The organism is Streptomyces sp. NPDC026377, from assembly GCF_055567715.1.
Genome location: NZ_JBVHPV010000020.1, coordinates 62,038 through 87,247 on the forward strand (window position 1 = coordinate 62,038; position 25,210 = coordinate 87,247).

The following is a 25,210-nucleotide window of genomic DNA, read 5'->3' on the forward strand; positions in this document are numbered from 1 at the left end:
TGCGGCGAAGGCGTGGTGATCTCTGCGGTCAGCTTGCTGGCCGCCCAGGCCTAGGCGCGGTAGCGGCTCATTGCCGCCGCTCTGCGCCAGTCGTGTTCCGGCCCAGCTCCTGGAGGCTGGCGGTGTCCGCGTCTCCTACTTGCACACTGCCGGGCAAGGGACGGAGCAGTGCCAACACCCCGTCCAGTTCATCCGGCTTCACCAGGACGGCGCGCGCCTTGGAGCCCTCGCTGGGACCGACGATGTCGCGGGACTCCATGAGGTCCATCAGCCGGCCGGCCTTCGCGAAGCCCACCCGGAGTTTGCGCTGGAGCATGGACGTCGAACCGAACTGGGTGGAGACGACCAGTTCGGCCGCCTCGCGCAGCAGGTCGAGGTCGTCGCCGATCTCTTCGTCGATCTCCTTCTTCTGCTGGGTTCCCACGACGTCGTCCCGGAAGACGGGCGTCATCTTCGCCTTGCAGTGCTGGACGATGGCCGCGATTTCGTTCTCGGTCACGAAGGCGCCCTGCATACGGGCCGGCGTGCTCGCTCCCATCGGCAGGAACAGCCCGTCGCCCTTGCCGATCAGCTTCTCGGCGCCGGGCTGGTCGAGGATGACCCGCGAGTCGGTGAGCGAGGCGGTGGCGAAGGCGAGCCGGGAGGGCACGTTCGCCTTGATCAGCCCGGTGACGACGTCGACCGATGGCCGCTGGGTGGCGAGCACCAGGTGGATGCCGGCCGCGCGCGCGAGCTGCGTGATGCGGACGATCGCGTCCTCGACGTCCCTGGGGGCGACCATCATCAGGTCGGCGAGCTCGTCGACGATGACCAGCAGGTACGGGTACGGCTGGATCTTCCGCTCGCTGCCCGTCGGCGCCTTCACTTTGCCGCTTCGTACGGCGGCGTTGTAGTCGTCGATGTGCCGGAAGCCGTAGGCGGCGAGGTCGTCGTAGCGCAGGTCCATCTCGCGTACGACCCATTGGAGGGCCTCGGCGGCGCGTTTCGGGTTGGTGATGATCGGCGTGATCAGGTGAGGGATGCCCTCGTAGGCCGTCAGCTCGACGCGTTTGGGGTCGACGAGGACCATGCGCACTTCCTCGGGGGTCGCGCGCACCATGATGGAAGTGATCAAGCAGTTGAGGCACGAGGACTTGCCGGAGCCGGTGGCTCCGGCGATGAGGATGTGCGGCATCTTCGCGAGGTTGGCCATGACGTAGCCGCCCTCGACGTCCTTGCCGAGCGCGACCAGCAGGGGGTGAGCGTCGTCGGCGGCCGCGGCCAGCCGGAGCACGTCGCCGAGGTTCACCATCTCGCGGTCGGTGTTGGGGATTTCGATGCCGACCGCGGACTTGCCGGGGATCGGCGAGATGATCCGGACGTCGGGGCTGGCGACGGCGTATGCGATGTTCTTCGTCAGCGCGGTGATCCGCTCGACCTTCACGGCCGGGCCGAGTTCGACTTCGTAGCGCGTGACCGTCGGGCCGCGCGTGAAGCCGGTGACGGCAACGTCGACCTTGAACTCAACGAAGAGGTTCGAGAGTGACGCGACGACCGCGTCGTTGGCGGCACTGCGCGCCTTGCCGGGCCCGCCGCGCGCGAGGAGGTCGAGCGGGGGCAGCGCGTACGTGATGTCACCGGACAGCCGGAGCTGTTCCGGTCGCGCGAGAACATCGCGTTCCTCGCCAGCGGACGGCGCCTTGGTGAGGTCGGGGACAACCATGGGAGTCGACGTCGTCGCAGGCGGCTGTGCGACGGGCGCCGGATTTGCTACGGCCTTGCATTTCCCGCCCGGCGCAAGGGCCGCCGGCTTGACGCCACCGGGGTCGTACGCCTCTTCGGCGGGTCCGCGACGGCCGGCGCGTGCGGTCGGCGGCGGCTCGTGTCGCTGCTCCGGGATTCGCTCGTCGTCCGCACTGGGCATGTCGGCTGTCTGCTCCTGGACGACGCCGAGGTGCACGACGAGCGCCCACAGCCGCTGCGGGATGGCGTTGACCGTGGTGGCCGTGACGACCAGCAGCCCGAAGACCGTGAGCAGCACCAGCAGCGGTGCGGCCAGCACGTTGCTCACGGTGTAGGTCAGCGGGGTCGCGAGGCCCCAGCCGATCAGTCCGCCGGCGTCCCGAATGGCCTGCATGCCGTCGTCCCGCGCGGGCGAGTGGGACGCGATGTGGATCAGTCCGAGGAGGCCGGTCAGCAGCGTGGACAGGCCGATCACGATGCGGCCGTTTGCCGTGGGCTTCTCGGGGTGCCGGACGAGCCGGACGGCGATCACCACGAGCAGGATCGGCACGAGCAAGTCGAGCCGCCCGAAGGCGCCGGTCACCAGGATCTCGACCAGGTCGCCGACCGGGCCCTTGAGGTCGGCCCAGGTGCCTGCGGCGACGATCAGCGCGAGGGCGAACAGCAGCAGAGCGGCGCCGTCCTTGCGGTGCGCCGGGTCGAGGTTCCTGACGCTTCGCCCCGTGGTGCGGAGCAGCCGGGACACCATCCGGGTAAGGAGGGGCGCCGATTTCGCGCGGGTCCTCTTCGTGGGGGCCCGTTTCACGGGCGCCCTCTTGGTGGGCGCCCTCTTGGTGGGCGCCCTCTTTGCCGCGGCCCTCTTCGCCGGTGTCCTCTTGACCGGTGCCCTCTTCGCGGCGGGTTTTTTGGCGGGCGGCTTCTTCACAGTGGCCTCCATGGAGGGTGGGTAGGCAGGCGGTGCTTGGGTGACGGGGACCTGGCGGATTGGTCTTCTGCCGTAACGCGAGCAAGGTCACGACGAGCGCGAGGCCAGCGAAGGCGATGGGACGACGGCAACCCGCGAGAGACGGGGGCGCCCCGGCAAGGGAAGTTGGTGGCGAGGACCGCCAGTACGCGGTCTGGGTGGCCGGGCGGACACCGCACGGCCCCGCGGTTCCCCCTGTTGGGGCGGCGAGCGGGGGCGTACGGAGAACGGCCGATCACTGGTGGAGCGGGGTGCTGCGGAATCAGGCGAGGTCGTTCTGCGCGTCATGCGGGGCCAACGTCACTCCTGTTCGCCGGGGAGTTCGTTGTGGGTGGTGCCGAACCACTTGGTTTGGGTGTGCAGTTCGTTGTGCTGCACGTAGTTCGGCCCCGTGAAGTGGTTGACCGTGTTGTCCGGCAGGGCGGAGGCACCGTCGCGTACGGCGCGCCCGATCATGCGGGCTGCGACGCCGATCGATGTGATCACTCCGACGGTGCCTACACCGACGATGGTCAGCGTTGTCGGGCTGACGTGTGCCAGCCGCCACAGCACCAGCGAGATGGCGGCGCTGACCGGCAGCGAGCCGAACGAGTACACGAGTACGAGCGCCGCGTGGTCCGTGGCCCGCTGGGACATGGGCGGTCGTCCGTGCCGATCGAACGGCACGTCGTCGACCATGGCGGGCTTGGGCGGCGGAAGGTCGGGCGCGACGAGTCTGGTGGTCGTGGGGGCGGTGCTGCTGTACCAGTTGGCCAGCATGCGCGCCTCGTCGACCGCTTCCTGAGCCGTCTGCCCCCGCCCGAGGCCTGCGAGGTCGTCGGCCATGTGGCGTGTCTCCTTGCTGAGGGGTCGGGGGGACGCAGGAGAGGCGGCCTGCTGGGTGCGGGCCGCCTCCTTCGTGGGGTGGCTCTACTTGGAGGAGACGTTGTTGACGGTCTCACTGAAGCCCTTGGCGCCGTTGCCGAACATCTCCTGGACCTTTTCGACGCCGTCCGCGCCGGGGGGCGTCATCATCACGAGGATCCAGAAGACCGAGACGACGGCGACCTCTCGCTTTCGGAAGCTGGCGTCCTTCTTCATCCAGATGCCGATGGCGATGGCGACGAGCATCGCGAGTGCTGAAACGGTGAGTTCCATGGTTGATCTCCAACTTTCGTGAACGGGGAGGGGGCGGCGCTAGGCGTCGACGCGTTGGTCGTCGAGGGAGGAGGCCGTGTGCCAGTCGCGGTCGATCTTGGTGAGCTTCCCGAGCCGTTCCAGACGGGTCGTGGCGTTCGCGACATTCGACGGCTGGAGTTCGGTGACCTCGGCGATCTGTTTGTTGCGCCGGGCACCGCCGTCGACCGCGTGCCACACCTTCTGGGTGCGGGTGAGCGGCACGAGTTCGTCCAGGTCCTCGTCTTCGCCGTCCTCATCCGCGGCGGCCGGCGCGGGCTTGATGTCGATGACCGTGGCGTGCGGGCTGTTCTTGGACTGCTCCTGCTTGATCAGGTCGAGGAGGAAGGCTTCCTCCTCGGCGGCGTCCAGGTGGCGGTATTCCTCCCGGCGCAGGTACGCAGCGCCGGCGGCTTCGGCCTCCGGGTCGGAGAGGGTCGCCATGGGAAACCCGCGGGCGACGCGGGCCGGGTTGGTGTGGAACATGGCACGGGACTGGGTGTACTGGGCTTTTCCGTCGGCGAGGTAGAACAGGCCGCCTGTCTCGGACCCGTCGGGGAACCGCTCGGGAAGGGGCTCCAGACGGAATTCCGGGGTGCGGGAGCCGAGCGACATGACGTCGACGTCGGCGCGCGCGGTGCGGAAAAGGCTGATGTTCCCGGACTGGAGCATGTCGCGAATGGCGTTCGCGCTGGCGTCGGATCCGATGGAGTCCAGGTTCGGGATCTGGACCCAGGCCCGTGCGGACAGGCCGGCCGCCCTGGAGAGGCGGCCCACGCTGGACATCGCCCGGGTCAGTGGCTTGACGTGGAACGCGTGAGGGTCTTTGAGGACCATCTCGTTGAACTCGTCCCAGGTGACGACCATTGGTGCGAAGGGCTCGGCGGGCACGAAGAACGACCGGCCCTGCTCGATGAACCCTTCCGCGTCCAGCCACTGCATTTTCATCTGTTCGCTGTAGCGGTACTCGCTGACGCGGGTGGCGGACTGGCCCATGAGCATGGCCCCGACCGGCGACTTGACCAGCCAGTCGAGATCGCCGAACCAGGATGCGTACCCGGCGCCGCCCTTGCCGTCGGCCAGCCAGGAGATGAAGCCGTTGACTCGCTGGGCGACCTGAAGGCTTTCTTCCAGGGAGGTCTTGCCGGCGCCGGTGGTGCCGGAGCCGAACGAGTGCACCGCCGACGCGGACGGCCGCCCGGACAGGCCGCGGCGGATCGGGTCGAACTTCAGCAGCCGCCACTTCGCCGGACGGCCGTAGATGTCCTTGCCGACCGTGACGTAGCCCTGCGCGTCCATGCTCAGCGCGCGCAGGTCGAGTGCCACACCCTCCTGCAGCGGGTTGGTGCTCATCTCGTTGACTTCGATCCTGCGGGCGTCAATCACGCGCAGGTGCAACCGGGCGACGGCGTCCTCGCCGGGCATGTCCAGGGCCTGGGCGATGCTGCGCGGCTGTACCTCGGCGACCGAGGAGCCCCGCCGCGGCATCAGGATCTTGAACTGGCGGCCGTATTCCGTATCCCGCACGTCGTACAGTTCGCTGCCCATGTACGGGCCGAACTCCTGCCACACCGCAGGCAGGTCGTCCATGTCCAGGTCGGCGGCCGCGGCGGTCCGCAGCCGGACGGTGAGCTTGGCGCGGCTGGCGGACATGTCCTCGGGGCGGTAGACGTTGACCGCCCGGGGCGGCACGTCGAACGCGATCGAGATCTCGTCCTGCCCAACGGCCAGCGCGGGCCTGGCGGTGGTGGACACGATGATCGCGGTTAGCTTGTCATCGTCCAGGTGGATGTCCACGAGCTTGGAATCGGGCAGCGGGCCGCGCTCGCACGCGATCCACTCATCCCACCGCGCCAGGTACCAGCCCGCTCCCTCCGGGTGCCCGGCCGGAGAGACCCCGAGGTCGGGACGGGCCCACACCCACGATCCCCACACGGACCCGAGGGATGCAGCGACGATGTGGGCCCACCAGGGCAGGTCTATGAAGCCGCTTGCGGGGATCGCCGCCAGAGGCCCGGCACGCAGCGCCATCTCGGCGGGCGTGTACCGGCGCCACCAGTCGCGCTCCCAGTCGGGCAGGGCCTTGGCCCACATCCGGCGAAGCCTGGCGCAGCGGTTGCGGTAGGCCTCGGCCTTCGCCGCGCGTACGAGAGCGGCGCGGTCGTCCCGCTGGAGCCAGGTGTCGGCGATGCCGATGGTCGGCACGAGCATGCCGTCGCTGCCCAAGGACGGGCTGTAACCGTCGTCGTGGGCCAGGCGGCGGCGCATCCGGCGGACCTTGCGCCGGTAGCCGCGCCGGCTGCTGCGGGCCATCCACTCCCACGGCTCGCCGTGCCCGGGCAGCCAGCGCCACGGGCCGGGGTTCATGGCCAGAGCGGCCCAGCCGGCCGCGAGGCCAGTTGCGCCGATCGTGGTGAACAGGAGCGGGTCGCCAGACAGCAGGCTCGAGGTGATGCTGAGACCGGACCCTACGTACAGGCCGGGGTTTTGCATCTGGGCCGCCCGGGCGCGCAGCCCGGTTAGCTCCTGCGGAGTGTCTTCTTCTTCCTTCGTCGCTTCCGTGGTCGCTGCCATCCGGCTTCCTCCGATTCCGGGATGCCACCAAGGGCGGGGGCCGCAGGTGCGGCCCCCGCCCTTGGTGGTGTACGTGTCTGGCGCCTACTGCTCGGGCTTGATGAAGCGCCGGTTGGCCATCGGCACGTGGTGGGTGCGGTTGGCGTCCGTCATCCGGCCGTGTTGGGCCGTCGTCTCATCGGCCAGGCCCTGCGCCACGGCGGACAGCGTGTCGGCCGCCGAGACGATCGTGCCGACGTTCGCCGACATGGCTTCCGTCAGCGTCGCGACCTCCATGTACGCGGTGGTGGTCGGCGCGTCGACTTCCAGGACCGTCATCGCGTCGGACAGGTACCTCGCTGAGGCGCCACGGTCATCGAAGCGGGACTTGAGCCGTTCGACGGCCCGTTTGGTGTTGGCTGCGCGGATGCCGTACGCCGCGGCCCTTGCGAGGACGGCGGCGTAGGTGACGATCGCGCCGAGACCACCTTTGGCTTCGCTCATGGTCAGGCTCCCCTCGTCTCGTAGACCTCGGTGTGCGCGGAGGTGTCCTCGGCGTCGACCGCGTCGGAGATGTAGACCTCCCGCTCGGCCACGGACTCCATGTCCTTGGCGATGCCCGCGTAGAGGCCCTGGCCGGCCACCAAGAGGGCCTTGGCCTTCACCACGCCCTCTCCCTGGGCTCTCGTGTTCGACTTCAGCTCGTCGAGCTGACTGCCGATCACCCCGTACTGCTCCTTGCCGCGGGTGACCCAGCCCATGACCTTCGGTCCGAAGCCGACACGCTCCATGGCCACGAGCAGGGCGTCGCCGCGGGAGATCTCCCGCTGGCAGCGCTTGCCGATGCGCTCGTACACGACCAGGTCGTCCTCGCACATCAGGGAGAGCTCGTCGCTCTCCTCTTCAACGGACTCGTACGACACCTCTGCTGCCATACGCCCAACTCCTCCTTTGACTGGGGCCGGTTCCTTGGTGTTCATCGATTCGGTCTTGGCCGCTCCGGGATCCGTTACGGCAGGCGCGACGGCCGGGTCGGGATCCGTCACGGGCGTCGCGGGGTCCGTGACGAATTCCGTCACGGGCGTCCCCTCTGCCGTGACGGGTTCCGTCACGGCTTCCTGGGCCTTCTCCGAGTCGTCTTCGAGCGGGACATAGATGGGCTTGAGTCCCGGCGGCGTCCGTGGCGGCGCCTCGCCGGTTGCCGGGTCCGTCTCCTCCGAGCCGCGGGGGCCGGGCACCGGTACGGGCCCATCTGCGCCCCACTCAGGGGCCGTTGGGGCCGTCGGGACCCACGGGTCCCCCTCGGTGTCCGTTGGCGGCTCAGAGGCCCCCTCAGGGGGCTTCTCGCCCGCTTCGGGCTCCGACGGCGGGTCCGGCCTCGCCAGGGTCACCCCGTCGCCCTTGCCGTTGCCGGTTCCGGCCGTCGGCGGGTTCGCCGGGATCGGCGGCACCGCCGGCGCGTCACGCGGAGGCAGCGGAACGAGCACCGGGGGGGAGTCCGGGTCGCCCTTGGCACGGCGGCGTTTGCGGTACTCGCGCAGCGCGCCCTTTCCGGTGTCCTGGGCCCAGGCGACGCCCTGCGCGGTCCACAGGCCGGCGCGGCGCCCCACCGGGGTGGCCACGCGCTCGATGCGGGTGTGGCCGCGGTAGCCCGACCGGAACGCCTCCGGGAGGGTGAGCACCGGGTCGCGTTCCGAGGCCGGCGACTCGTTCCACGGCGAGCCACCGGACTCGCGTTCAACCGGCGGAGCGACGCGGTGCTTGTCGGCGATCTTCTGCACGGACTTCTCGTGCCGGGTCTTCTCCCGAAGGATGTCTCGCTGCGCCGGGGATAGCCCCAGCTTTGCCTGCTCGCTCTGCGCGCCATGCGTGTGGACGAGCCACGCGCACGCCGCGAGAAGCAGAACTTCCATCGCGTTCCCCTCACGGAGTGCAACTGGGGGGAGTGAACGCGGCCCTCGTGCGCGTACGTACGCGTGTAGGGACCGGTCGCGTTCATCTCCCCCCGGGGTGAATGAATGAGTGAACGATCACCGCGAGTAGCGGTCGGTGATCCGCTGGAGGGCGTCGCGGACCTCGCGCCAGGCGCGGTTGGCGATCACCGGATCGGGGTCGCGCAGCACGCCGCGCAGCCGGTCCAGTCGCTTGATCGCACCCTCCTTGGCGGACCTCCTGTCCGCCTCTCTGATCTCCTTCGTCCAGTACGCGGATCCGCGTACCGAGTAACGGTCGGTGGTCTGCTGGAGGAGGCTGCCGACGTCGCGCCAGGCGCGGTCGGCGACCACCGGATCGAGTCGGCGCAGTACGCCGTGCAGCCGGTCCAGTCGCTTGATCGCACCCTCCTTGGGGGATTGCGCGTCCGCCCTTTTGATCTGTTTTGTCCAGTACGCGGATCCCCCCATCGGGCCTGGTTTCCTCCGTTCGTTTCGGGGGTCAGACGGGGGTGCAGAACGCGCCGGGTCTGCTCGCCGGGTCTGCTTGCCGGGTCTGCGAACGTTCCGCTCGCCGGGTCACTCACCAGCTCACTCACCGGAGTGCTTTTGCACCTATTTCGACTGCTTCCGGCAGCCGCAGCAAAAGCCAACCCGCCGGGGCAAGTTGGCTTTCACTGGTGGTGCCGGACGCTGCTCAGGCGTCGGTCTTCTCGCGCGCCTCGGACTCCTCGTGCGACATCAGGTGGCCCCAGACGCGGCGGACCCGCTCCTCGCCGCCAACGAAGCCGGCTTCGCGGAAGGCGGTGACGGCCTGGCGGTAGGAAAGAGGCGGGTCGTCTGAGTAGCGCAGGTGCCGCAGAACGACCTCAAGCTGCGCTTCGGTCAGCCGCTCGCCCGTCACGGGGGTGGGCGCGCCCGCGACGGCCGCGACCTCTTCGAGCGTGACGGAGTGCGACGGCTCCTGTGACGGCCTCGCGACCGTGACGGAACCCGGCGTGACGGAGGCCTCGGCCGCGACGGTTTCCGTCACACCGTGCGGGACCGCGCCCGTGACGGTGCGCGTCACGGTGTCCGTGACGGATTCCGTGGACTGTGACGGCCGCACGGTCATGTCTCCACTGACCTGCGTGCCTGTCTGCGTCACACCCTCCAGACCGTCCGGGGCGGCGGTGTCACGGGGCGGCTTGTTCGTCACGGGGTGCGTGCCGTCGGTGTGACGGACCGGGTGGTCCGTGACTGAGCCTGCGCCGGAACCGTCACGCCCGGGCGGGACGGGCAGTGCGGGCGTGACGGACGAGGTCAGCGCGGGCGTGACGGATGTCAGGTCGAACATGCCGGCCAGCGCGTCATTCGCGCCTTCCGTCATCCGGTCCCGCTGAACCGTCACGAGGCCCGCGCCGAGCGTCGCGTCACCCGTGCCGACCTTCTTGGCCAGATCCCACGACTTCAGCTCCGACGCCTTGCGCGTCTTCTCGTCGGGGTGGTTCGCGGCGCGGGCCCGGTGGTACGCGAGCTGCTGCATCGTCTTCGCGTTCCGGCGCTGGGCCTCCATGTCGACGCCGGTGACCCGGATGACGATGCGGCGGGCCAGCAGGCCCATGCCCTCCGCGGAGGAGCACATGGCCAGCGGTGTGACGGCGAAGACGATCGCCTCGGTGGCGGTCTGCGCGACGGCGGCGCCGGTGCCAGAGGCCGCTGCGGGCAGCAGCCACAGCCCGACCCGGACGGCGGCCGGCGAAGACTGGCCCAGCAGGGTCAGCCCGACGTAGACGAGCGCCAGGGAGAGCGTGGCGCCCTCACCGGCGGCGACCACGCCCCACGCGGTGGCCGAGCGGTGGAAGACGCCGGTGATGTTGCTGTAGGTGCCCCAGGAGCCCAGGCCTGCGAAGACGACCATCGGTACGGCGGCGGCACTGAGGATGATGCGCTGGCCCCGGGTCAGCTTCGCTTCCGGGGGAGGGGACATGGATGTGGGTGTCGGTGTCATGGTTCTTCACTCCTGAAGGCAATCGGGGGACAAGGAGCCGGGCCCGGGGCGGGGGGAAGGTCCTACCGGGCCCGGCCGCGGAGCACTGGATCGGGGAAAATCCCTGCTGCTCCCCGCCGTCCCCGCAGTTGGTTGGCGGGGGCGGCAGGCAATCCAGGGAGTGCGCTGGTCGTGGGGCTTCAGGCGCGGTAGACGGGCGGGCGGACACCAGCGCGGAGCTCGCGGATGATCGAGCAGGGACCCTTGGTCGCACAGTAGGCGGCGTCGTCGTCGGGCAGGGGACTGTGCGCCAGGCCGAGGTTCTGCCGCGCGACGGCGTTCACGGCCTTCAACATCGCCGGGTCGAAAGGCCGGCACTCCGAGTCTCCGTCGCGGGTCACGCCGTGCCTGGCGGCGCTGACGATGTGCTGCCGCGCCTGCCGGGCCGTCCACCTGCGGTCCTGCGGGCCGTTGTTCTCGTGGACCTTCCCGCTGTCGTGGAACGTGTCCTGATGGCAGGCGGTGCAGTGGTACGTGATCATGTTGACTGGGGGCCTCTCGGGAAGCCACCTGCCCTCGAACTCGTACACGATGACCTCGGCGCCCGGGGTGACCGGGTGCTCGAAGGCCGTGACGAGGCCGATGCCGTCCGCGATCGCTCCGCGCGCGGCAGCGTTCCAGAAGACGCGCGGGATGAAGTCATCCCATCCCTTGCCGTGGGGCCACTGCGCGTACATGACCCCCTGAGTGGCATCGAAGGTCGCCGTGCCGTCGACGTTCTCCCGCCTGTACTGCTCAATCTGCTCGATCGACCCGAAGTAGGTGGCGCTGAATTCCTCGGACTCAAGGAAGATCAGCCCGTATCCCTCGGGGCGGGTGTCGTGGCCCTCGTCCTCAAGCCACGCGACCATGTCCTCATATCCCGGACTCCCGGGGGCGATGGTGCCGACGAGCGGAAGCCGGTAGCGGTCACAGCTCGTGACGTGGGTCGGGTTCCCCTCGCTGACGTTGTGCGGTGTGCCGTACGTGTTCCGGATCGTGATGCTCATGAGTGGTGCTCCCTTCGGGTGGGTGAGTCGGTCGTGGGCGTTGTCGGGATGGTCGCGGACCCGGCGGCACGAGGCCGGCCTCCCAACGGGGGAGACGGGGCCGTGGAGCGCGCGGGCGGGGGCGTGGTGGGGACATTGCGCCGCCAGAGCACCTCAGGCCTCGATCAGTTCAGGGACGTCGGTGGGCCGGTGCGGCGTGACGATCCGGCCGTCGGGCAGCAGCTCACCGGTGTCTTCGAAGAGAAGGAGCCCGTTACACAGCAGGCTCCAGCCCTGCTCCGGGTGACTGGCGGTGACCCGGGCGGCCGCACCGTCCGGGCTATCGGCGGACGGGCACCTCGGAGTGTGCCTGCACAACGAAGCCGGGAGCCGGGAGCTACGGGCGGACGTAGCGGTGTCGAGCGGGGTGCTGGTGCGCATGAGCTCTCCTAGCGGGGGAGGCGAGCCCGAGGTGTTCCCGGGCTGGAGGCGTGCGAAAGGCCGGCCGCCCGTCGTGCGGGCGACCGGCCTGGTCGAGGAGCGTTTTTTGAGGGGAACCGCTGGCTATGCGTCCCGTCCAGCGCGCGTCAGCCCCGCCTCTCCTTCTTCTGCTGGATGAGGTAGGCGTTCTGGAGCTTGGCAAGGGCCCCGCGGAGACGCTTGCCGGTATCGCATGGCGCGTACGGCGAGCACTTGGGGCAGTTCGCCTCGTGCACCCGGCTGTCGGCCGCGGCCTTCATGTACCGGGCGTACAGATCGTCAGCCACAGCCGCCACCGCCCTTGAGCGGCAGGCTTTTCTCCGACTGCTCGTTGACCCGGCGCAGCTCCGCCTCCAGGCGCTTCTGGTCGGCGTCCGTCATGCCGTCCCCGCCCTTCGCGCCCGGTTGCGGGCGGAACGGCGCCTGAGCGCGCGCCGCTCCCCCTCCGACAGCCCGCCCCACACGCCCTGGTCCTGCCCGGTCTCCAGGGCCCACTGCAGGCACTTCTCCGTGACCGGGCAGCGGCGGCAGACCGCCTTGGCCTCCTCGATCTGCAGGAGCACCGGGCCGGTGGTGCCGATGGGGAAGAACAGCTCGGGGTCCTCTTCGCGGCAGACCGCGCGGTGCCGCCAGTCCACGGCGCTCACCTCGCCTGCCGGACGCGGCGCAGAGCCTCGTCCATATCCGGGTCGGAGTCGCCGTCGGTCCGTGTCATGCTGTAGCCCATAGGTCCTCCATACGGGTCCTAGAAGACAGCCCCGGGGGTCCAAGTCGCCGGGGCTGTCCTGCTGTTCAGGCTGTTCGTACGAGCAGCCACGGCCCTGGCCACCCGGCTCTTCACCGGGTGGCCAGGGCCGTGGTCGTTCGTGATGGCGTGCAGGTCAGGCAGTCATGACCCCCGGGCGGCGTACTGCTGGACCAGTTCGGCCTAGCGCCGGTCGTGCACCTCGATGTCGGGCGACCGTGTCGGCACGCTCGGGGCCTCGGACGGGGCAGGCGTGGCGGGCACGTCCGCGCGACGGGTGTCGGTGTCCCGGACTGCCGGAAGTACGGTGGCCCACTCGGCCACACGCTTCGCCGGTGCGGTGTACTGACGGTCGAACCGCCGACGCTCCCGCGCCCAAGCATCACGCCGCATCTGCCGCTTCGGCTCCTGGCGCAACAGACGGAGATACGCATCAGCCAGCCTCTTACCGTCGGGACACAGCCGCACCGCCCGAACCCCGTCCAGGAATTCGTCCGTGCAAGCCAGACACCGCTGCTGGTGATGACGGAACACTCGGCGAACCTGCTCCGCGCTGAGCGGAACGGGCTTGAGCTGACTCGGGGCCGGCGCCGGGCTCGGCTTGGGCTTGGGCACCACTTTCGTCGGCCGACGGGAGGCGACCGTCGAGGCCGTCTCGCCCGACATCCTGCTCCAAGTGTCGAAGCCGATGTCGATGCTGACCAGGCGGTTGCTGCCCCTACAGCGCGCCGCTTTGTCCCGTCGGGTGACGCCAGTGTCGTGGGGGACTAAGCGGTGCCTCCTGTGCTGGAAGCGGGCGATCGGGACCCACGTTTTGCAGTCGGGGCAGATCAGCGACATGCAGTCGGGGTGCAGATCGTACTGATGGGCCCTCAGTGACGAGACAACGAGCACCGGGAGGGCGGAGACGCGGCGGGAGCGGGTACGGGTCCTGCGAGGACGGGCGGTTCCATCCGGGAGTGGAGCAGACATGGGGAACTCCTCACGGGGAGGGTGACGTGGGCTCGCTGTGCTCTCCGCCCCGCAGGCCGCACGGCAAAAGGCCGGCGTCCCACAGGACGGACAGCGCAGTGCGCTGCGACGTGCACACAGACATGTCGTGCGGGTTAGGCCCGGGGGAGTTGATGGAGCTCTCGTTGTCGGCAGTGGATGCCCGACGACCCCGGCCGCCAGGAGGACGGACGACGTGCTGGTTGAACCTCATAGAGGCTCGTTAACGAGTACAGCCCTTCTCGTTAACGTTGTCAAGAACCTCGTTAACGAGCTACCCTAACGTCATGCTTCGTACCTCTACTGCGTACGACCTGCGCCGCCCTGCCGGTGACTCGCGCGCGATCAGACTTAGGATCGTTAGCGAGGTAGGGAGGCGCATGCCGAGCGAGACAGGCCCGAAGAGGCCGAAGTACCAGCGGATCGCGGATGATCTGAAAGCCGCGATCGAATCTGGCGAGTACAGTCCCGGAGATCGGCTGCCGGGTGAGAGCGCGCTGGCCGTTCGGTACGGAGTCGCCGTCCTGACTGCCCGCCAGGCACTCAAGATTCTCAGGATTGAGGGGCTTGTCGAGACGAAGAAGGGTGCTGGCGCCCGCGTTGTCGAGTTCCGCCCGATTCGGCGCCATGGCATTGAGCGGCTCGCGCGGGAGCGGTGGGGTGCGGGCGAATCCATCTGGTCTGCTGATGAAGAGCGGCCCGTGACGATCGATGTCCGAGTCGAGACCATGGCTGCGCCCCCGCCTATCGCCAGGATTCTTGACCTGGAGGACGGCCAGGCGGTGTGTGCTCGATCCCGGCGCTTCGTGGTGGACGAGCGGCCGGTGATGATCGCTACTTCGTACCTCCCGCTCGCGCTCGTCGAGGGAACAGCGATCACGCGTATAGACACAGGGAGCGGCGGGACGTATGCGCGGCTTACCGAGCTCGGCTATGCGCCCGCTCACTTTCGTGAGGAGATCCGCTGTCGACTGCCCTTGGCTGAAGAGGCTGAAGCCCTCTCGATGCCCCTGGAGCGCCCAGTCATCAAGCTGTGTCGGACAGCGTTCGACGCAGAGCTGCGTCCCGTCGAAGTCAACGAAATGACTCTTGATTCGGCTTCGTACGTTCTCGACTACGCGTTTGACGCGTGAGTGCATGGGAGGTCGCGACCGATCGTTGAATGGCTGGCAGTGTCGTCAACCAGCTTCAGCGGTTCGGGCGTTGTGTGAGATGTCCCCATGTGGAAGTGGTGTGGACTCAGCGTGGCACTAGAACTCTTGCGGCCTGGTGGGTGACCGCGAAAGGGGTGTGTAGTGATCGCCGTCGAGCAGTGGACGGGTGAGGAGGCGCTGTTGCTGCGGAAGGTGATGCGTGCCTCGGTACGCGAGTTCGCTGAGCGTCTTGGCATCAGCCCTCGGACGGTCTCGCAGTGGCAGGAGAACAGCGCCAGGGTCTGTCGCCCACAAATGGCGCAGATCTTGGACACGGCGCTGAGCCAGTGCGCTCCGGAGGAGCAGGAGGCATTTGCCTCTCGCCTGGCTGCTCTCCAGGGCAGTCCAGCCGTGCCTGCGATCGATGCGGCGGCGCGTCCGGCTCCCTGTACCGTCATCTCTCATAAGTTTTTGCCGGTGTACGTAGGTGAGCGCAGCCTCCCCCTGTACCTCGCTGGCTCTCCCCGTGTCGCTGGCCCGGGTGGGCTCGAACACCGAGTAGTCCCGGCCGGTCACCGCACCGCACAGGCGTCGACGATCCACTTCTATGCCTGCGGTGTCGCGGTGGTGCACGTGGAGGAGCGCCAGCATGTCGAATCGCTGACTGAGCTGGCGGTATGGCGCTACCGCACGTACCTCAAGGAGCCGGCCTGGGTGAGCGAGCGAATCTGCAGCCTCCTGGAGCAAGAGGGGTGCGGGGGAGGGGGCGCGGAACAGCCTCCGGTTCCGCAATACGTGTTATCGGCCTACGAACTCGGGGACAACTCCTGGAAAGGCCCGGGTCTCGATACGGCCCTCCATCTCCTGACCACTCCCTCTGTGCTCGTCAACCGTCAGGACCCGACAAACGTGCTTCCGCTCGGGGCCGGCATAGAGGGGGCTCGCTTCCGCGACGGCTGGACTCACCCCGAGGCCGTGGGATTCGGCGGTGGAGTGTCTCGAGGTGTAGCTGGCTGGTCCGGGGTGGCGTACCACCCCCGGCCGGAAGAGCGTGCCCTGACCATGAGCCACATCGTCGCCCTGGAACTGGATGTCCAGGCACTTTGGGCGCTCTCGTCTCATGTGCTCCACATGATCGAGGATGGCCAGGATCCTGTGATGCCGACGGCTTACAACTGGCGTTTCCTGCGCAGCGCCTTCTTCCGGCTCACCACCGCTCGTCCGACGGAGACGGCACAACACCGAGCGATGCGCGAGGCCATCCTGGCAACCAGCGAGCTTCCTGACCGGCTGCGTGCCGCTCAGGAAGCACTCCGAGACAGCAATCCGTAACGGCCGTGGGAAAGGCGGACTGGGTGGACCCTCGCTCAACAGCGTTGATCGTCATCGACGTGCAGCAAGGCTTCATCAACAGACATAGCCGCGGCGCACTGCCCGCCATCGTGCGCTTGCTGGAAGGCTGGCGGACGACCACCAGCCCCGTGGTCTTCACCCGCTTCCGAAACGAAGAAGGCTCGCCCTACGAGACAATCACCGGCTGGACGCGGCTGCGCACTCCCGAGGAACAGGTACTCGTCGCCAGCCTCGACCCCTTCGTTGACGAAGCGGCCACACTCATCGACAAGACGCAGTCCTCCATCTTCAACCCGCAGGGCGCAGAGCTCATCCGAGCCGCCGGCTGGACGGACCTGGTGCTGTGCGGCATGGACACGGACGCCTGCGTGTACGACTCTGCAATAGCCGCCTACCAGCGCGGCTACCGACCGTGGATCGTCACCGATGCCTGCGCCTCCACCGGCGGTGTCCAGTACCACGACGCCGCGCTGCTGTTGGCCGCCCGGAATATCAGCCCCAACCATCTCGTGAGCAGCGAGGGGATCCTCTCGAACGTCCGCCGGGGCCAGGGAGCTTGCACATGAACCCCACTATGTGCGACGCGGACCTGCTCGTGGTCGGAGCTGGCCCGGCTGGAGTGGCAGCAGCAGTCATGGCGGCTAGCCTCCACTTGCGGACAACGGTGGTGAACGCAGGCGCAGTGGGCGGAAAACTGCACGCCATCGGTGCACTCGAGAACGTCCCGGGGAGTTGGACAACGGGACCTCAGCTGGCCGAAGCTCTGGAGGCAGACCTCGTACGGCTGCAGACGGCTGGCCGGTGCACCGTGGTCGAGGCCCATGCCGTGGCCACCCGTGGCTACGATGATCGAGCCGACCTTGTCCTGGACGACGGACGCGTGCTCAGTGCCGCAACCATCATCATCGCCACCGGCGTGGCCGCGCTGGCGCCGTCTGATGTGGACTGGGTGGCCGCTCCAGCCCCTTACACCGCGCCCCCTCTGTGGCGTACCGATCCGAGCGCCTGCACCGAGCGGACGTACGTACTGGGCGGTGACCGGCCACTGGGGACCTGGCTGCGCGCTCACCCCGAAACAGCAACGACGCTGCAGGTCCTCTACCCGCCAGCGGACGATTACAAGATCGAGGAGATCGTGGAGGACGCACGCATACGCCTTCTGCCGGTCTCCCACGTCGCACTCGCCCGGTCATCCAACGGACCCGGGTGGACGCTGGAGGTCACAGACCGGCATGGAGTGCAACAGACGTACGCGGCGACAACAGTGCTGGGCAACTTCGGTAGCAAGCCTGCCGCACCGCAAGGCCTCGCCCTGGACGACGACGGCTACTGTCCGCCCGCGAAACAGCATCAACGAATCCGAATCGCTGGCGACCTGCGGTCAGCACGATTCCAGCGCATCGTGACAGCCCAGGGATCCGGCGCGGAGGCAGTGCTTGCCCACTACTACGCCATCGCGTCTCCGGCCGGGAAGGGCTCGCCGCCATGATGCCCTGCGGCACCTCTTCCAGGTATCTCAGCGGTAGCCGATACAGGGCATTATCCACCCGGTCGTCCCGCGTCGCGTTGCCCCTGTGGAGCGACGAACGGCGTGACCAGGTGATTCGGCCCGGCGCCGTGCAAGGCAGGCGTCTGCTCTGCGGTCCGCGGTTTCAGTGCTTCGAGAGCGGCCTGGAGCGTTCCTGCCTCTCGCTTCCACCTCTTCGGCGCGATGAGCTTCAGCCGGGGGGCATGGTCGGGGGCGAGGACCTGGTTCTTACAGTCGATGACCGGGATGAGCCCGAGATTGTGCCCGTAGAGCAAGACGGGCTTGCGGGCGATGAGGGAGCGCAGTTCGAGGCGGGCGATGGGGCCGAGCAGGTTCACCCGGCTGCCGGCCCGTTTCTGCTTGCCCACGATGACGAGGCCGTCGAGGCTGCCGACCAGTTTGTCCCAGTCGTACGGGCTGTCGTCCGTGAAGGTGCTGCGGTAGTCGAGGAGGTCGACGCCGTCGGGCAGTTGCTCTGCGATCTGCATGAGCCAATTGTCCCACTTGGGGTTGTTCCTCGCGCGCGGTGCCGCGCTGACGTAGACGCGAACCGGGGTGCCGGGGGCTCGGGTTGCGGCGATGCGCTCCATCGCCGCGGCGAACCGGCGTTGCTGCGCCGGGCTTGCGAAGGTCGCCACGTCGAGGTCGAGTGGAGCGGTCGGCGTCGAGTGCATGGTGCTAATCATGCCCGCCCGGGGGCAGCGCCTTCTCCAAGGGCTGGGAGGCAGAGAGCTTGGGGCTGGCGGGGCGTCAGGAAGCCTTCGTGCGGGCCGACACGGGAGGTGGCGGGGTGTCGTTACGCTCTGCGAGGGGGGTACTGTGTCCCTGAATAAGATCAATACGGACACAGACATGGTTGAGCCCCGCGAGGCTGCACTCCGGGGCACGGCCGCAGACCTGCATGAGGACGGTCTCGACATGCGTCAGGGTACCCGTACCCTCTGCCAGACGAACAAGGCACCCGCCTCCGTCGTAGCGATGACCTGCGCGTCGCTCCGGACTCCGGGTGCCTTTCCCATGCTTCCGCGCCGTTCCGGGCGCGGGTACATCTCTCCCCTGGCGGGGGTCGAGATGACGTAAAGAGAGGGCGGCTTAGCCGCCAGGGCGTTCAGCTTCGCAGGTGTTAGCCGCACCTGGGCTGACGCCCCATCTGCCACCAGAGGGCTTGCCGGCCCTCTGAAGGGATTGTCCGTCCGGTTGCCGCCGGCCGAACAGTTCGATCTTGGTTCCCGCGAACCAGCGCCAAAGGCGCCTTTTTCATGCCCTCCCACACGCTTCTGGAGAGCAGAGTCCATGTTGCAGCATCGTGCTGCCCTTTGTCAGCCCATCCATGCCCGGTTGGCGCATTTTGCGGCGTCTTCCCGGTCACATTTCACGTCACAGTCGGGCTCGCCCGCGTACGAGCCCGCGGTGTGAGCGCGTGACGGCGTCGGTACTGCGGGTACGGCGAGCACCTCATCCAGAACCTCTTCTGGATGAGGTGCTCGCCGTACCCGCAGTACCGACGGGGGAGCAGGTGGTCGCGCGGACCCGATCGCGGCGTTCGGGGCCGCGACGGTGGCTGCGGTCAGTGGAGTGGCTGGTGGCTGCCGGTCTGCATCCGCGTGCCTCGGACACCACGGTGATGGTGGCACGCGACTTGGCGGAGCGGATGGATTTCGACTCGGGGCACGTGCGCTACTGCCTGGAGGCCATGGTGGCGCGACTGGGCTTGTCGCGGGCGACGATCAGCCGCCACGTGGCGTATCTGCGGGAGCTGGGTGCTCTGGTGTGGGTGGAGCGCGGCAGCCGGGCCAATGCGCGCCGGGCACGCGGCCTCGGTGGGTATGCGGGGACCGCGACGGTGTACGGGGCGGTCATCCCGGCCGTCTACGACCAGGCACACGGGCGGACCGTCGTCGGCTCCGGCTACGAAGCCCGCGTCATCATCGACCAGCGCAGCCCCGCTCCTGCTGAGAGCAGGACTGTGGATAACCCGCCTGTGGATAACCGTGGGTTCGAGAGGCGTGAGACCCCTTCCCGTACTGGGGTTAAAGAAGTGGGTCAGCTAAAGGTAATGGGGGGTTGTAACTACACCCCGCGCAAGCGCGTGAGCCAGCCGAAGACATCAATCACCCACCGGAGCACTCTCCCCGGCGGCCGCCGCCGCACCGCAGCCGATGTCCGCCGTGCCGAGCGAACCGCCCGACTGGTCCGGGCTCTGGTTTCCTGGACACAGCCGGTGCCGCTGCGGCGGCTGGAGTACGTCCTGCGCCCGCTCACCGACCGCGGCCTGGACGCGCACGAAATCGCCGCCGAGCTGACCGCGCTATGTCCCGGAACGCGATGGCGGCCGCAGCGCCCGGACATGTTCATCTGCCGGCGTCTGGCTGGCATCGCGGCCTACGACCAGCAGCTCGCTGGGGAGGCCGAAGACGGTTGCCAGGCGGCAGCACCGATGAGCAACAGCGCCTGGGCAACCTGGATCTCTGACAAGCAGCGCAGGGAGGCCGAAGCCGCGGCCACGCGGCCGCGCACTGACGCCGACCGAGCCGCTGCACGAGCCGACTGGAACGCCTGGCCGTCGGTGATCGCCCTCATGGAAGAGGATCAGGACGATGCCCTCGACCTGTACGGTCCGCGGCTGTGTTCGTTCGCCGTCCGCCAGGCCGCTCTCCACGGTGCTGTCGCTGACTACGTCTGAGCGAGGCCTTCGTTGCTGCCGGCCTCCGAGGTGGTCTTACGCGGCCGGCCTCGGGGCTTCTCCGGGGGCCAGTGTCCGTCGAGTTGGGCCAGGAAACCCTCCGGGTCGGCAACCAGCGCGGCAAGGCAGGCGACGATGAAGGCCTGCATCTCACGGTCGTTCGCTTTCAGCGCGGCCGTGGCCTGCTGTTTCAGGGCAGCAGGTGGGCGGGTCGTGAGGGCAGGGTCGCGGTGGTTGTCGGCCATGCGAGCACCCTCCCATAAATGGCTTGCCATTTTCAACGACGGCAGCTACCTTGGAAACTGGCAAGCCACTTTCATTCGAGGGGGCACCATGACCGCCAATGCCAGTACGAGCTCCGAGCACCGCCCGGCCCAGCTAGGGAACCTCGTCTTTGTCTACACCGGTCCGGGCCTGGTCACCCGCCTGGAGGGGTGGGCGCTGAGCGTCGTGGAGATGCTCTTCGGTGACGGCCCCGAGGCCACGCGCCAGCGCAAGGTCGCTGTCTTCCGTGACGCTGACGGGAGCCTCGACATCAGCGCCTCTGTCACGCCTCTCGCCGCCGTGGAGTCGGCCTGGCACCTCGTCAGCCCTGGCGGTGACATCGTCAACGGAGGCCCCCGCGGCCACCACGGCGAGAGGCCGTCCCAGACGCCCGCAGAGCTCGAAGCCGTCCGCGACTCCGGCCGGTACGCATCGCACAAGGGATCCGTCGCCGTCTACGGCATCCCCAGCACCGCACAGCGCTCGCCCTCCGCCAGCGCCGACTGGGTACACGAAGTCCCCTCGGAGACCGTGTTCCGTGCGGCACGCGGTGGACTGTATCGCTGGTACGAGCCGGACCCCGCTCCCGCCGCCAGCGAACCCGTGGCCACACCGCCGGGGGGATCCGGCGGCGGGAGCGACAGCCGGTACGAGAGGACGCTCGCGACGGCCCGGAAGGTCGGCGCTCGTCACTCGGACGACGCCCAGATCATGGCCCTGTTCTGCGCGGACACTCTGCAGACCATCGCTGGTGCCGTTTCGCCTCGCTTGGTCTGGGAGGGAGCGCAGCGACGTGGCATGTCCGCCGCCAGCCTGGTGAGCCTGTGCACCAAGGACGTCATAGCGGTCTCTGACCTGCAGTGGAAGGATGACGTCGCCTGAGCAGCCGTCCGGGGCTTCGCGAAGGCGCCCGCAGTCACGGGCCGTCGTCCGGGTGCCACGCAGTCGAGGGGGACGCTCCAAGCAGCGTCCCCCTTCGAGCCCGCCGTGAGCCTGGCCCGGCCGCGAGGTCGGCTGGCTGACGGCCGCTGCCGCTCCTTTTCTTGTCCTCATCGCCATCGGCACGGCCCGGGGCCGCTGCTACCGTCGTTCCTATGGACCAGAACGGATCCCAGGTGCCGCGCTTCGAACCGGACGAATACGCGCGCGTCGAGGCGGCCGCCAAGCTCGTCGGGAAGTCCCCCCAGGACTTCGTCCGCGATGCGGCGCTCAGGGCTGCCAACGACCCGTTCCTCAAGGCCCTTGGGCGGACCCGCGACCGCGTCCCGCAGCTCGCCGAGGTCTTCGCCACGCAGGACACCCACGCCCCCGAGCCTGTCACGCCCGCGTGGCCCGACCCCGCCCCCATGGGCAGCCGCGACCTGCAGGAGTTCCCGCGGCACGGTCACGCCGCGTGACCCGGCTCCTTACCCCCCAAGAGCTCCTGCAGATCGCGCAGACCCTCCCGGGCGACCCGGCCTGTCTCGACCTGGGCGTGCTTGACGCGGTCTGCGCCAGGGTCCAGGCCCACTACATGGACCGCGACGTGTATGCCAGCGACTGGCTCAAGGCTGCGGCCATGGTGGAGACCATCGTGCTGCACGAGCCGCTGGAGGCGAAGAATGAGTTCTTCGCCTGGCTGGTTGCCGAGACGTTCCTCAATACCAACGGCGTCGTGCTGAACTACGAGCCGGAGGAAGCCCTGGCTCTCGTCATGCGTGTCAAGCGCAGGGGCGCCCGCGTCCAGGAAGTCGCCGCGCAGCTGCGTGCCTGGTCTACCGGCTGAGGCTACGGGCAGAATCGTGGTCGATCCGTCGAGGGGTGCGGTGGTCGAAATCAGCGCTCACCGAGCTGATACAAGCCCTAGCCAACTACCGGCTACGTCACTCTGCCACGTTGGGTGGAAATTCCCGAGCGCCGCTTCCCGCCGCAACTACCGGCCCCCCGGCGGCACCACCGCCAGGTCACGGAGTCCGGATTTTCCTACGGCGAGTACGTGCTCCTGGTTAGGCTCCTGAGCCCGGAGGTGGAGGAGAAGGGTCCGAGCAGCCCGGTTACGGCCATTGCGATCCTCCCTGGAAGATCAGCTGAAGCTTTCCCCTCTACTGCCGCGCGGGGGCCTGGGCGGCTGCTCGCAAGCGTCGGCCGGGGCTGGCGGAGTCGGGGGACGCAGAGCTGTACGACGAGGACGGAAGGCGCTGTGATGACGATGCTGACGGGGCAGTCCATGGGGCGGGGCTCTGCGATCAGCTTGGTGAAGCTGGTTGAGGATGCTCCTGACTTGGTGAGGCACTACGAATCAGCTGCGGTAAGCCTGCACAAATATGACCTCGGGGGCCAGCGCGCGGCCGTCTACCTGGTACTGGATCGTTCCGGCTCGATGCGGCCGTACTACAAGGACGGAACCATGCAGCACTTCGCGGAGCGAGTGCTCGCCCTCTCAGCCCACCTGGACGACGACGGCATTGTGCCCACCATCTTCTTCTCGACAGACGTCGACGGCACTGCCGACCTGAGCCTGTCCGACTACGAGGGTCGGATCGAGGCCCTGCATCAGGGCTTGGGGCACATGGGCCGCACCAATTACCACTGGGCGATGGACGCGGTGATGGACCACTACCTCGCCTCGGAAAGCAGCGTCCCGGCTCTGGTGGTGTTCCAGACCGACGGCGGACCCACCAGTCGCCTGGCAGCAGAGCGCTACGTGTGCAAGGCCGCTCGATTGCCGCTGTTCTGGCAGTTCGTCGGATTCGGCGACCCGGACAAGAACGAATTCGCATTTCTGCACGAACTTGACGACCTTGAGGTCCCCACCAAACGAGTGGTGGACAACGCGGGGTTCTTCCACGCCGGCCGCACACCGCGTGCGCTGACTGACGACGCGCTCTACGACCAGCTGCTGTACGAGTTCCCGCACTGGCTGAGGGCCGCGACCGCAGCGCGGATTATCTGAGCACGGATACCGCGCTCCGGGATCGGAGCTGTCCGTAGCGCCGGAGACAAGACGGTGGACAAGGCCCGTTGGACGGCATCGAAGTGGCCGAAGGGCCGGCGGGTGAAGGAGGTGTCGTTCACCGTCCACACCATCCTGGCGGCCATCGCTGGCGCCTGGCCGAACGCCTGCGGGACTTCATCCGGCACTGACCGAGCCACAAGCAGCAAGGAGCCCGTGCCACGCCCCCCGGTTCCGAGGCCGCCCCGGAGGGTTTCCTGGTCCAACTCGACGAACACTGGCCCCCGGGGAAGCCCCGAGGCCGGCCGCGTGCCACGTGGAGGCTGGGTCGTCCGGCGGCGGGGGGCGCGGTGGTGTAGGCGGGCAGCCGCAGGTTGGACAGGTCACCGTTCTTGATGTCAGCTGTCCGGACATGTTCGGCCGCTTCAGAGGCAGACTCTGACCGGGCAGCCGCCACCGCAGCCGATAGCAGTCGGGGTGCCGCAGGTGCTGTGGGGTGTGGCGTCTCTGCTGTGGCGGACGCGAGGTTGTGTCATCGAAGGCTCATCACCGCAGGTCAAGGGCTTGGGCGGTCGAAATGAGGAACACGTGCGGGTGCATTCCCGTCAACGTCGGTTCGGTTACGGCGCCTGGAGGGCAGCGTGAGCACAATGCACCGACTTAGGCTAAGGAGGCCGAGCCCCGATGCCCGAGCCCATCCCCGACGACCTGCGCTGCTCTCGTTGCGGTGACCTGCCGGAGCCGCTCATCTGCCGTGGCCATAGACCCGGCGGCACGCCCGCCACGGATGTACCTGCTGCGATGCTCGCGCTCGAAGCCGAACTCGGCCTCGCCGATGACGCCCGCCGCCGGGCCACCGGTGCCGTGCTCACCGACGCCCAAACCGCCGCGATGTTGCGTGCCATGGCCGACGATCCCGGACTGGGTACCGGCAACACAGCGCCCTGAACAGGAGCGATGTCGATTCAACTTCGATGGGCAATCGCTCAAGATTCGACGGCACGGGACAGCAAACGTCCGCACCCTGATCGTTCTGGCGCCGCAGCGGGGAAGGCCGGCCCCGCCACGGCGGCCGCCGACCCGGCCTGCGGCCGACCGCGCCCGCTGGACCAGTGCGCACGAGGAAGTTGATCTCGTCCCGGCGGGAGTTGTGGCGTCATCCGTCGCTGGTGAACCGGATCTGGCCGAACCAGGACCGGAAGGCGTAGGCGGCCCCGCCCGTCAGACGATTACGGAGGGGGCCGTCGACGCTTCGGGTGGCCTCTATGACATCGCTGCGTACTCCTGCGGCGCCGTGCGGAGGATGTCAAGCATCTGGGCCTCGGTCAGTTTCCGGAAGGCCACCGCGGACGCGGTCGCGATCTTTCGGAACAGGACGTCGGCAGGGATGGCTGGCAGGTCAGCGAAGAGAGGGTGATGGTCTGATCCGGCGCCTTCGCTGAACTCGCGATGCAGCAGCCACACCGCCTCAGCGAACATGGGGTAGCTGGTCTCGTGCTTGCTCCACAGACAGCGCAGCGCGTCCCCGCCGAAATCCCGGTTGATGAATCCCCAGACGTACGCCGTCTCGGCTGTCTTGTCCGGGAACTTGTCGTCGTTCAGATACCGGACCCAGTCGTTCAGGATGTCCCAGCGCAGCGCGCTGACGATCACCCCGGTCGGTGCCTCACTCGGCCGTAAGCCGGTGGCGAACTCATCATCGAAGGTCATCTGGCGACGGTAGCGGGAAGCAGCGCCGCCCCGCCACGGCGCCCACTCGCCACCACGATCAGTGCCGAGG

Annotated in this window: 25 protein-coding genes; 10 read left to right on the top strand and 15 right to left on the bottom strand. The window is 68.4% G+C overall.

What is annotated here, in order from left to right; translation table 11 throughout:
* Positions 1-67: 67 nt before the first annotated feature.
* The 12 genes from ACZ4MU_RS30595 to ACZ4MU_RS30650 form a co-directional block, all read right to left on the bottom strand.
* A complete protein-coding gene (locus ACZ4MU_RS30595) occupies positions 68-2,659 on the bottom strand; it encodes a DNA translocase FtsK (RefSeq protein WP_467882725.1) in 2,592 nt (863 codons plus the stop codon).
* Between the two features lie 327 nt (positions 2,660-2,986).
* On the bottom strand, positions 2,987-3,511 hold the full coding sequence (locus tag ACZ4MU_RS30600; protein WP_467882727.1) for a hypothetical protein: 525 nt from the start codon (positions 3,509-3,511) through the stop codon (positions 2,987-2,989).
* A gap of 84 nt (positions 3,512-3,595) precedes the next feature.
* The gene (locus ACZ4MU_RS30605; RefSeq protein ID WP_467882730.1) at positions 3,596-3,823 is read right to left on the bottom strand and encodes a hypothetical protein; all 228 of its coding nucleotides are present in this window, start codon (positions 3,821-3,823) and stop codon (positions 3,596-3,598) included.
* Between the two features lie 39 nt (positions 3,824-3,862).
* Positions 3,863-6,415, bottom strand: a complete 2,553-nt coding sequence (locus ACZ4MU_RS30610) for a hypothetical protein (RefSeq protein WP_467882732.1) — start codon at positions 6,413-6,415, stop codon at positions 3,863-3,865.
* 84 nt (positions 6,416-6,499) lie between these two features.
* On the bottom strand, positions 6,500-6,898 hold the full coding sequence (locus tag ACZ4MU_RS30615) for a hypothetical protein (RefSeq protein WP_467882734.1): 399 nt from the start codon (positions 6,896-6,898) through the stop codon (positions 6,500-6,502).
* Between the two features lie 2 nt (positions 6,899-6,900).
* Positions 6,901-8,307, bottom strand: a complete 1,407-nt coding sequence (locus tag ACZ4MU_RS30620; RefSeq protein ID WP_467882736.1) for a hypothetical protein — start codon at positions 8,305-8,307, stop codon at positions 6,901-6,903.
* Between the two features lie 117 nt (positions 8,308-8,424).
* A complete protein-coding gene (locus ACZ4MU_RS30625; protein ID WP_467882739.1) occupies positions 8,425-8,796 on the bottom strand; it encodes a hypothetical protein in 372 nt (123 codons plus the stop codon).
* A gap of 226 nt (positions 8,797-9,022) precedes the next feature.
* Positions 9,023-10,294 (bottom strand): hypothetical protein, encoded by a 1,272-nt coding sequence (locus ACZ4MU_RS30630; RefSeq protein ID WP_467882741.1) that lies wholly within the window; start codon positions 10,292-10,294, stop codon positions 9,023-9,025.
* Between the two features lie 200 nt (positions 10,295-10,494).
* Positions 10,495-11,343 carry a hypothetical protein gene (locus ACZ4MU_RS30635; RefSeq protein ID WP_467882743.1) on the bottom strand — a complete coding sequence of 283 codons (849 nt, stop codon included), beginning with the start codon at positions 11,341-11,343 and terminating at the stop codon, positions 10,495-10,497.
* Between the two features lie 153 nt (positions 11,344-11,496).
* Positions 11,497-11,700 carry a DUF5999 family protein gene (locus ACZ4MU_RS30640; RefSeq protein ID WP_467882846.1) on the bottom strand — a complete coding sequence of 68 codons (204 nt, stop codon included), beginning with the start codon at positions 11,698-11,700 and terminating at the stop codon, positions 11,497-11,499.
* Positions 11,701-11,909: 209 nt separating this feature from the next.
* Entirely contained in the window at positions 11,910-12,089 is a 180-nt protein-coding gene (locus ACZ4MU_RS30645; RefSeq protein ID WP_467882745.1) for a hypothetical protein, read from the bottom strand.
* Positions 12,090-12,179: 90 nt separating this feature from the next.
* On the bottom strand, positions 12,180-12,440 hold the full coding sequence (locus ACZ4MU_RS30650) for a WhiB family transcriptional regulator (protein WP_467882748.1): 261 nt from the start codon (positions 12,438-12,440) through the stop codon (positions 12,180-12,182).
* A gap of 1,477 nt (positions 12,441-13,917) precedes the next feature.
* Here ACZ4MU_RS30650 and ACZ4MU_RS30655 point away from each other — a divergent pair.
* From ACZ4MU_RS30655 to ACZ4MU_RS30670, 4 genes are all read left to right on the top strand, one after another.
* The gene (locus ACZ4MU_RS30655) at positions 13,918-14,670 is read left to right on the top strand and encodes a GntR family transcriptional regulator (protein ID WP_467882750.1); all 753 of its coding nucleotides are present in this window, start codon (positions 13,918-13,920) and stop codon (positions 14,668-14,670) included.
* A 162-nt stretch (positions 14,671-14,832) separates the two neighbouring features.
* Positions 14,833-16,002 carry a helix-turn-helix domain-containing protein gene (locus ACZ4MU_RS30660; RefSeq protein WP_467882754.1) on the top strand — a complete coding sequence of 390 codons (1,170 nt, stop codon included), beginning with the start codon at positions 14,833-14,835 and terminating at the stop codon, positions 16,000-16,002.
* Positions 16,003-16,046: 44 nt separating this feature from the next.
* On the top strand, positions 16,047-16,589 hold the full coding sequence (locus ACZ4MU_RS30665; RefSeq protein ID WP_467882757.1) for a cysteine hydrolase family protein: 543 nt from the start codon (positions 16,047-16,049) through the stop codon (positions 16,587-16,589).
* Positions 16,586-17,512 carry an FAD-dependent oxidoreductase gene (locus ACZ4MU_RS30670; RefSeq protein WP_467882760.1) on the top strand — a complete coding sequence of 309 codons (927 nt, stop codon included), beginning with the start codon at positions 16,586-16,588 and terminating at the stop codon, positions 17,510-17,512. Before ACZ4MU_RS30665 ends, ACZ4MU_RS30670 begins: the two co-directional genes overlap by 4 nt.
* Positions 17,513-17,562: 50 nt before the next feature.
* On the opposite strand, the gene ACZ4MU_RS30675 is transcribed toward ACZ4MU_RS30670, so the two are convergent.
* Entirely contained in the window at positions 17,563-18,225 is a 663-nt protein-coding gene (locus ACZ4MU_RS30675) for a hypothetical protein (protein WP_467882763.1), read from the bottom strand.
* 908 nt (positions 18,226-19,133) lie between these two features.
* On the opposite strand from ACZ4MU_RS30675, the gene ACZ4MU_RS30680 reads away from it, so the two are divergent.
* On the top strand, positions 19,134-20,234 hold the full coding sequence (locus tag ACZ4MU_RS30680) for a hypothetical protein (RefSeq protein ID WP_467882765.1): 1,101 nt from the start codon (positions 19,134-19,136) through the stop codon (positions 20,232-20,234).
* Here the strand turns inward: ACZ4MU_RS30680 and ACZ4MU_RS30685 are convergent.
* On the bottom strand, positions 20,225-20,479 hold the full coding sequence (locus tag ACZ4MU_RS30685; RefSeq protein WP_467882767.1) for a hypothetical protein: 255 nt from the start codon (positions 20,477-20,479) through the stop codon (positions 20,225-20,227). The two genes, ACZ4MU_RS30680 and ACZ4MU_RS30685, sit on opposite strands and share 10 nt — an antisense overlap.
* An 88-nt stretch (positions 20,480-20,567) precedes the next feature.
* Between ACZ4MU_RS30685 and ACZ4MU_RS30690 the strand changes: the two genes are divergently transcribed.
* From ACZ4MU_RS30690 to ACZ4MU_RS30710, 5 genes are all read left to right on the top strand, one after another.
* Positions 20,568-21,380, top strand: a complete 813-nt coding sequence (locus ACZ4MU_RS30690; RefSeq protein WP_467882770.1) for a hypothetical protein — start codon at positions 20,568-20,570, stop codon at positions 21,378-21,380.
* A 212-nt stretch (positions 21,381-21,592) separates the two neighbouring features.
* A complete protein-coding gene (locus tag ACZ4MU_RS30695) occupies positions 21,593-21,895 on the top strand; it encodes a type II toxin-antitoxin system TacA family antitoxin (protein WP_467882772.1) in 303 nt (100 codons plus the stop codon).
* Positions 21,892-22,263, top strand: coding sequence for a fic family toxin-antitoxin system, toxin component (locus ACZ4MU_RS30700; RefSeq protein WP_467882775.1), 372 nt, complete (start codon positions 21,892-21,894; stop codon positions 22,261-22,263). The genes ACZ4MU_RS30695 and ACZ4MU_RS30700 overlap by 4 nt, the downstream gene beginning before the upstream one ends.
* A gap of 423 nt (positions 22,264-22,686) precedes the next feature.
* Positions 22,687-23,430 carry a vWA domain-containing protein gene (locus ACZ4MU_RS30705; RefSeq protein ID WP_467882847.1) on the top strand — a complete coding sequence of 248 codons (744 nt, stop codon included), beginning with the start codon at positions 22,687-22,689 and terminating at the stop codon, positions 23,428-23,430.
* 684 nt (positions 23,431-24,114) lie between these two features.
* Positions 24,115-24,378, top strand: a complete 264-nt coding sequence (locus ACZ4MU_RS30710) for a hypothetical protein (protein WP_467882777.1) — start codon at positions 24,115-24,117, stop codon at positions 24,376-24,378.
* 315 nt (positions 24,379-24,693) lie between these two features.
* On the opposite strand, the gene ACZ4MU_RS30715 is transcribed toward ACZ4MU_RS30710, so the two are convergent.
* Positions 24,694-25,140, bottom strand: a complete 447-nt coding sequence (locus ACZ4MU_RS30715; protein ID WP_467882780.1) for a hypothetical protein — start codon at positions 25,138-25,140, stop codon at positions 24,694-24,696.
* Between the last annotated feature and the right edge of the window lie 70 nt (positions 25,141-25,210).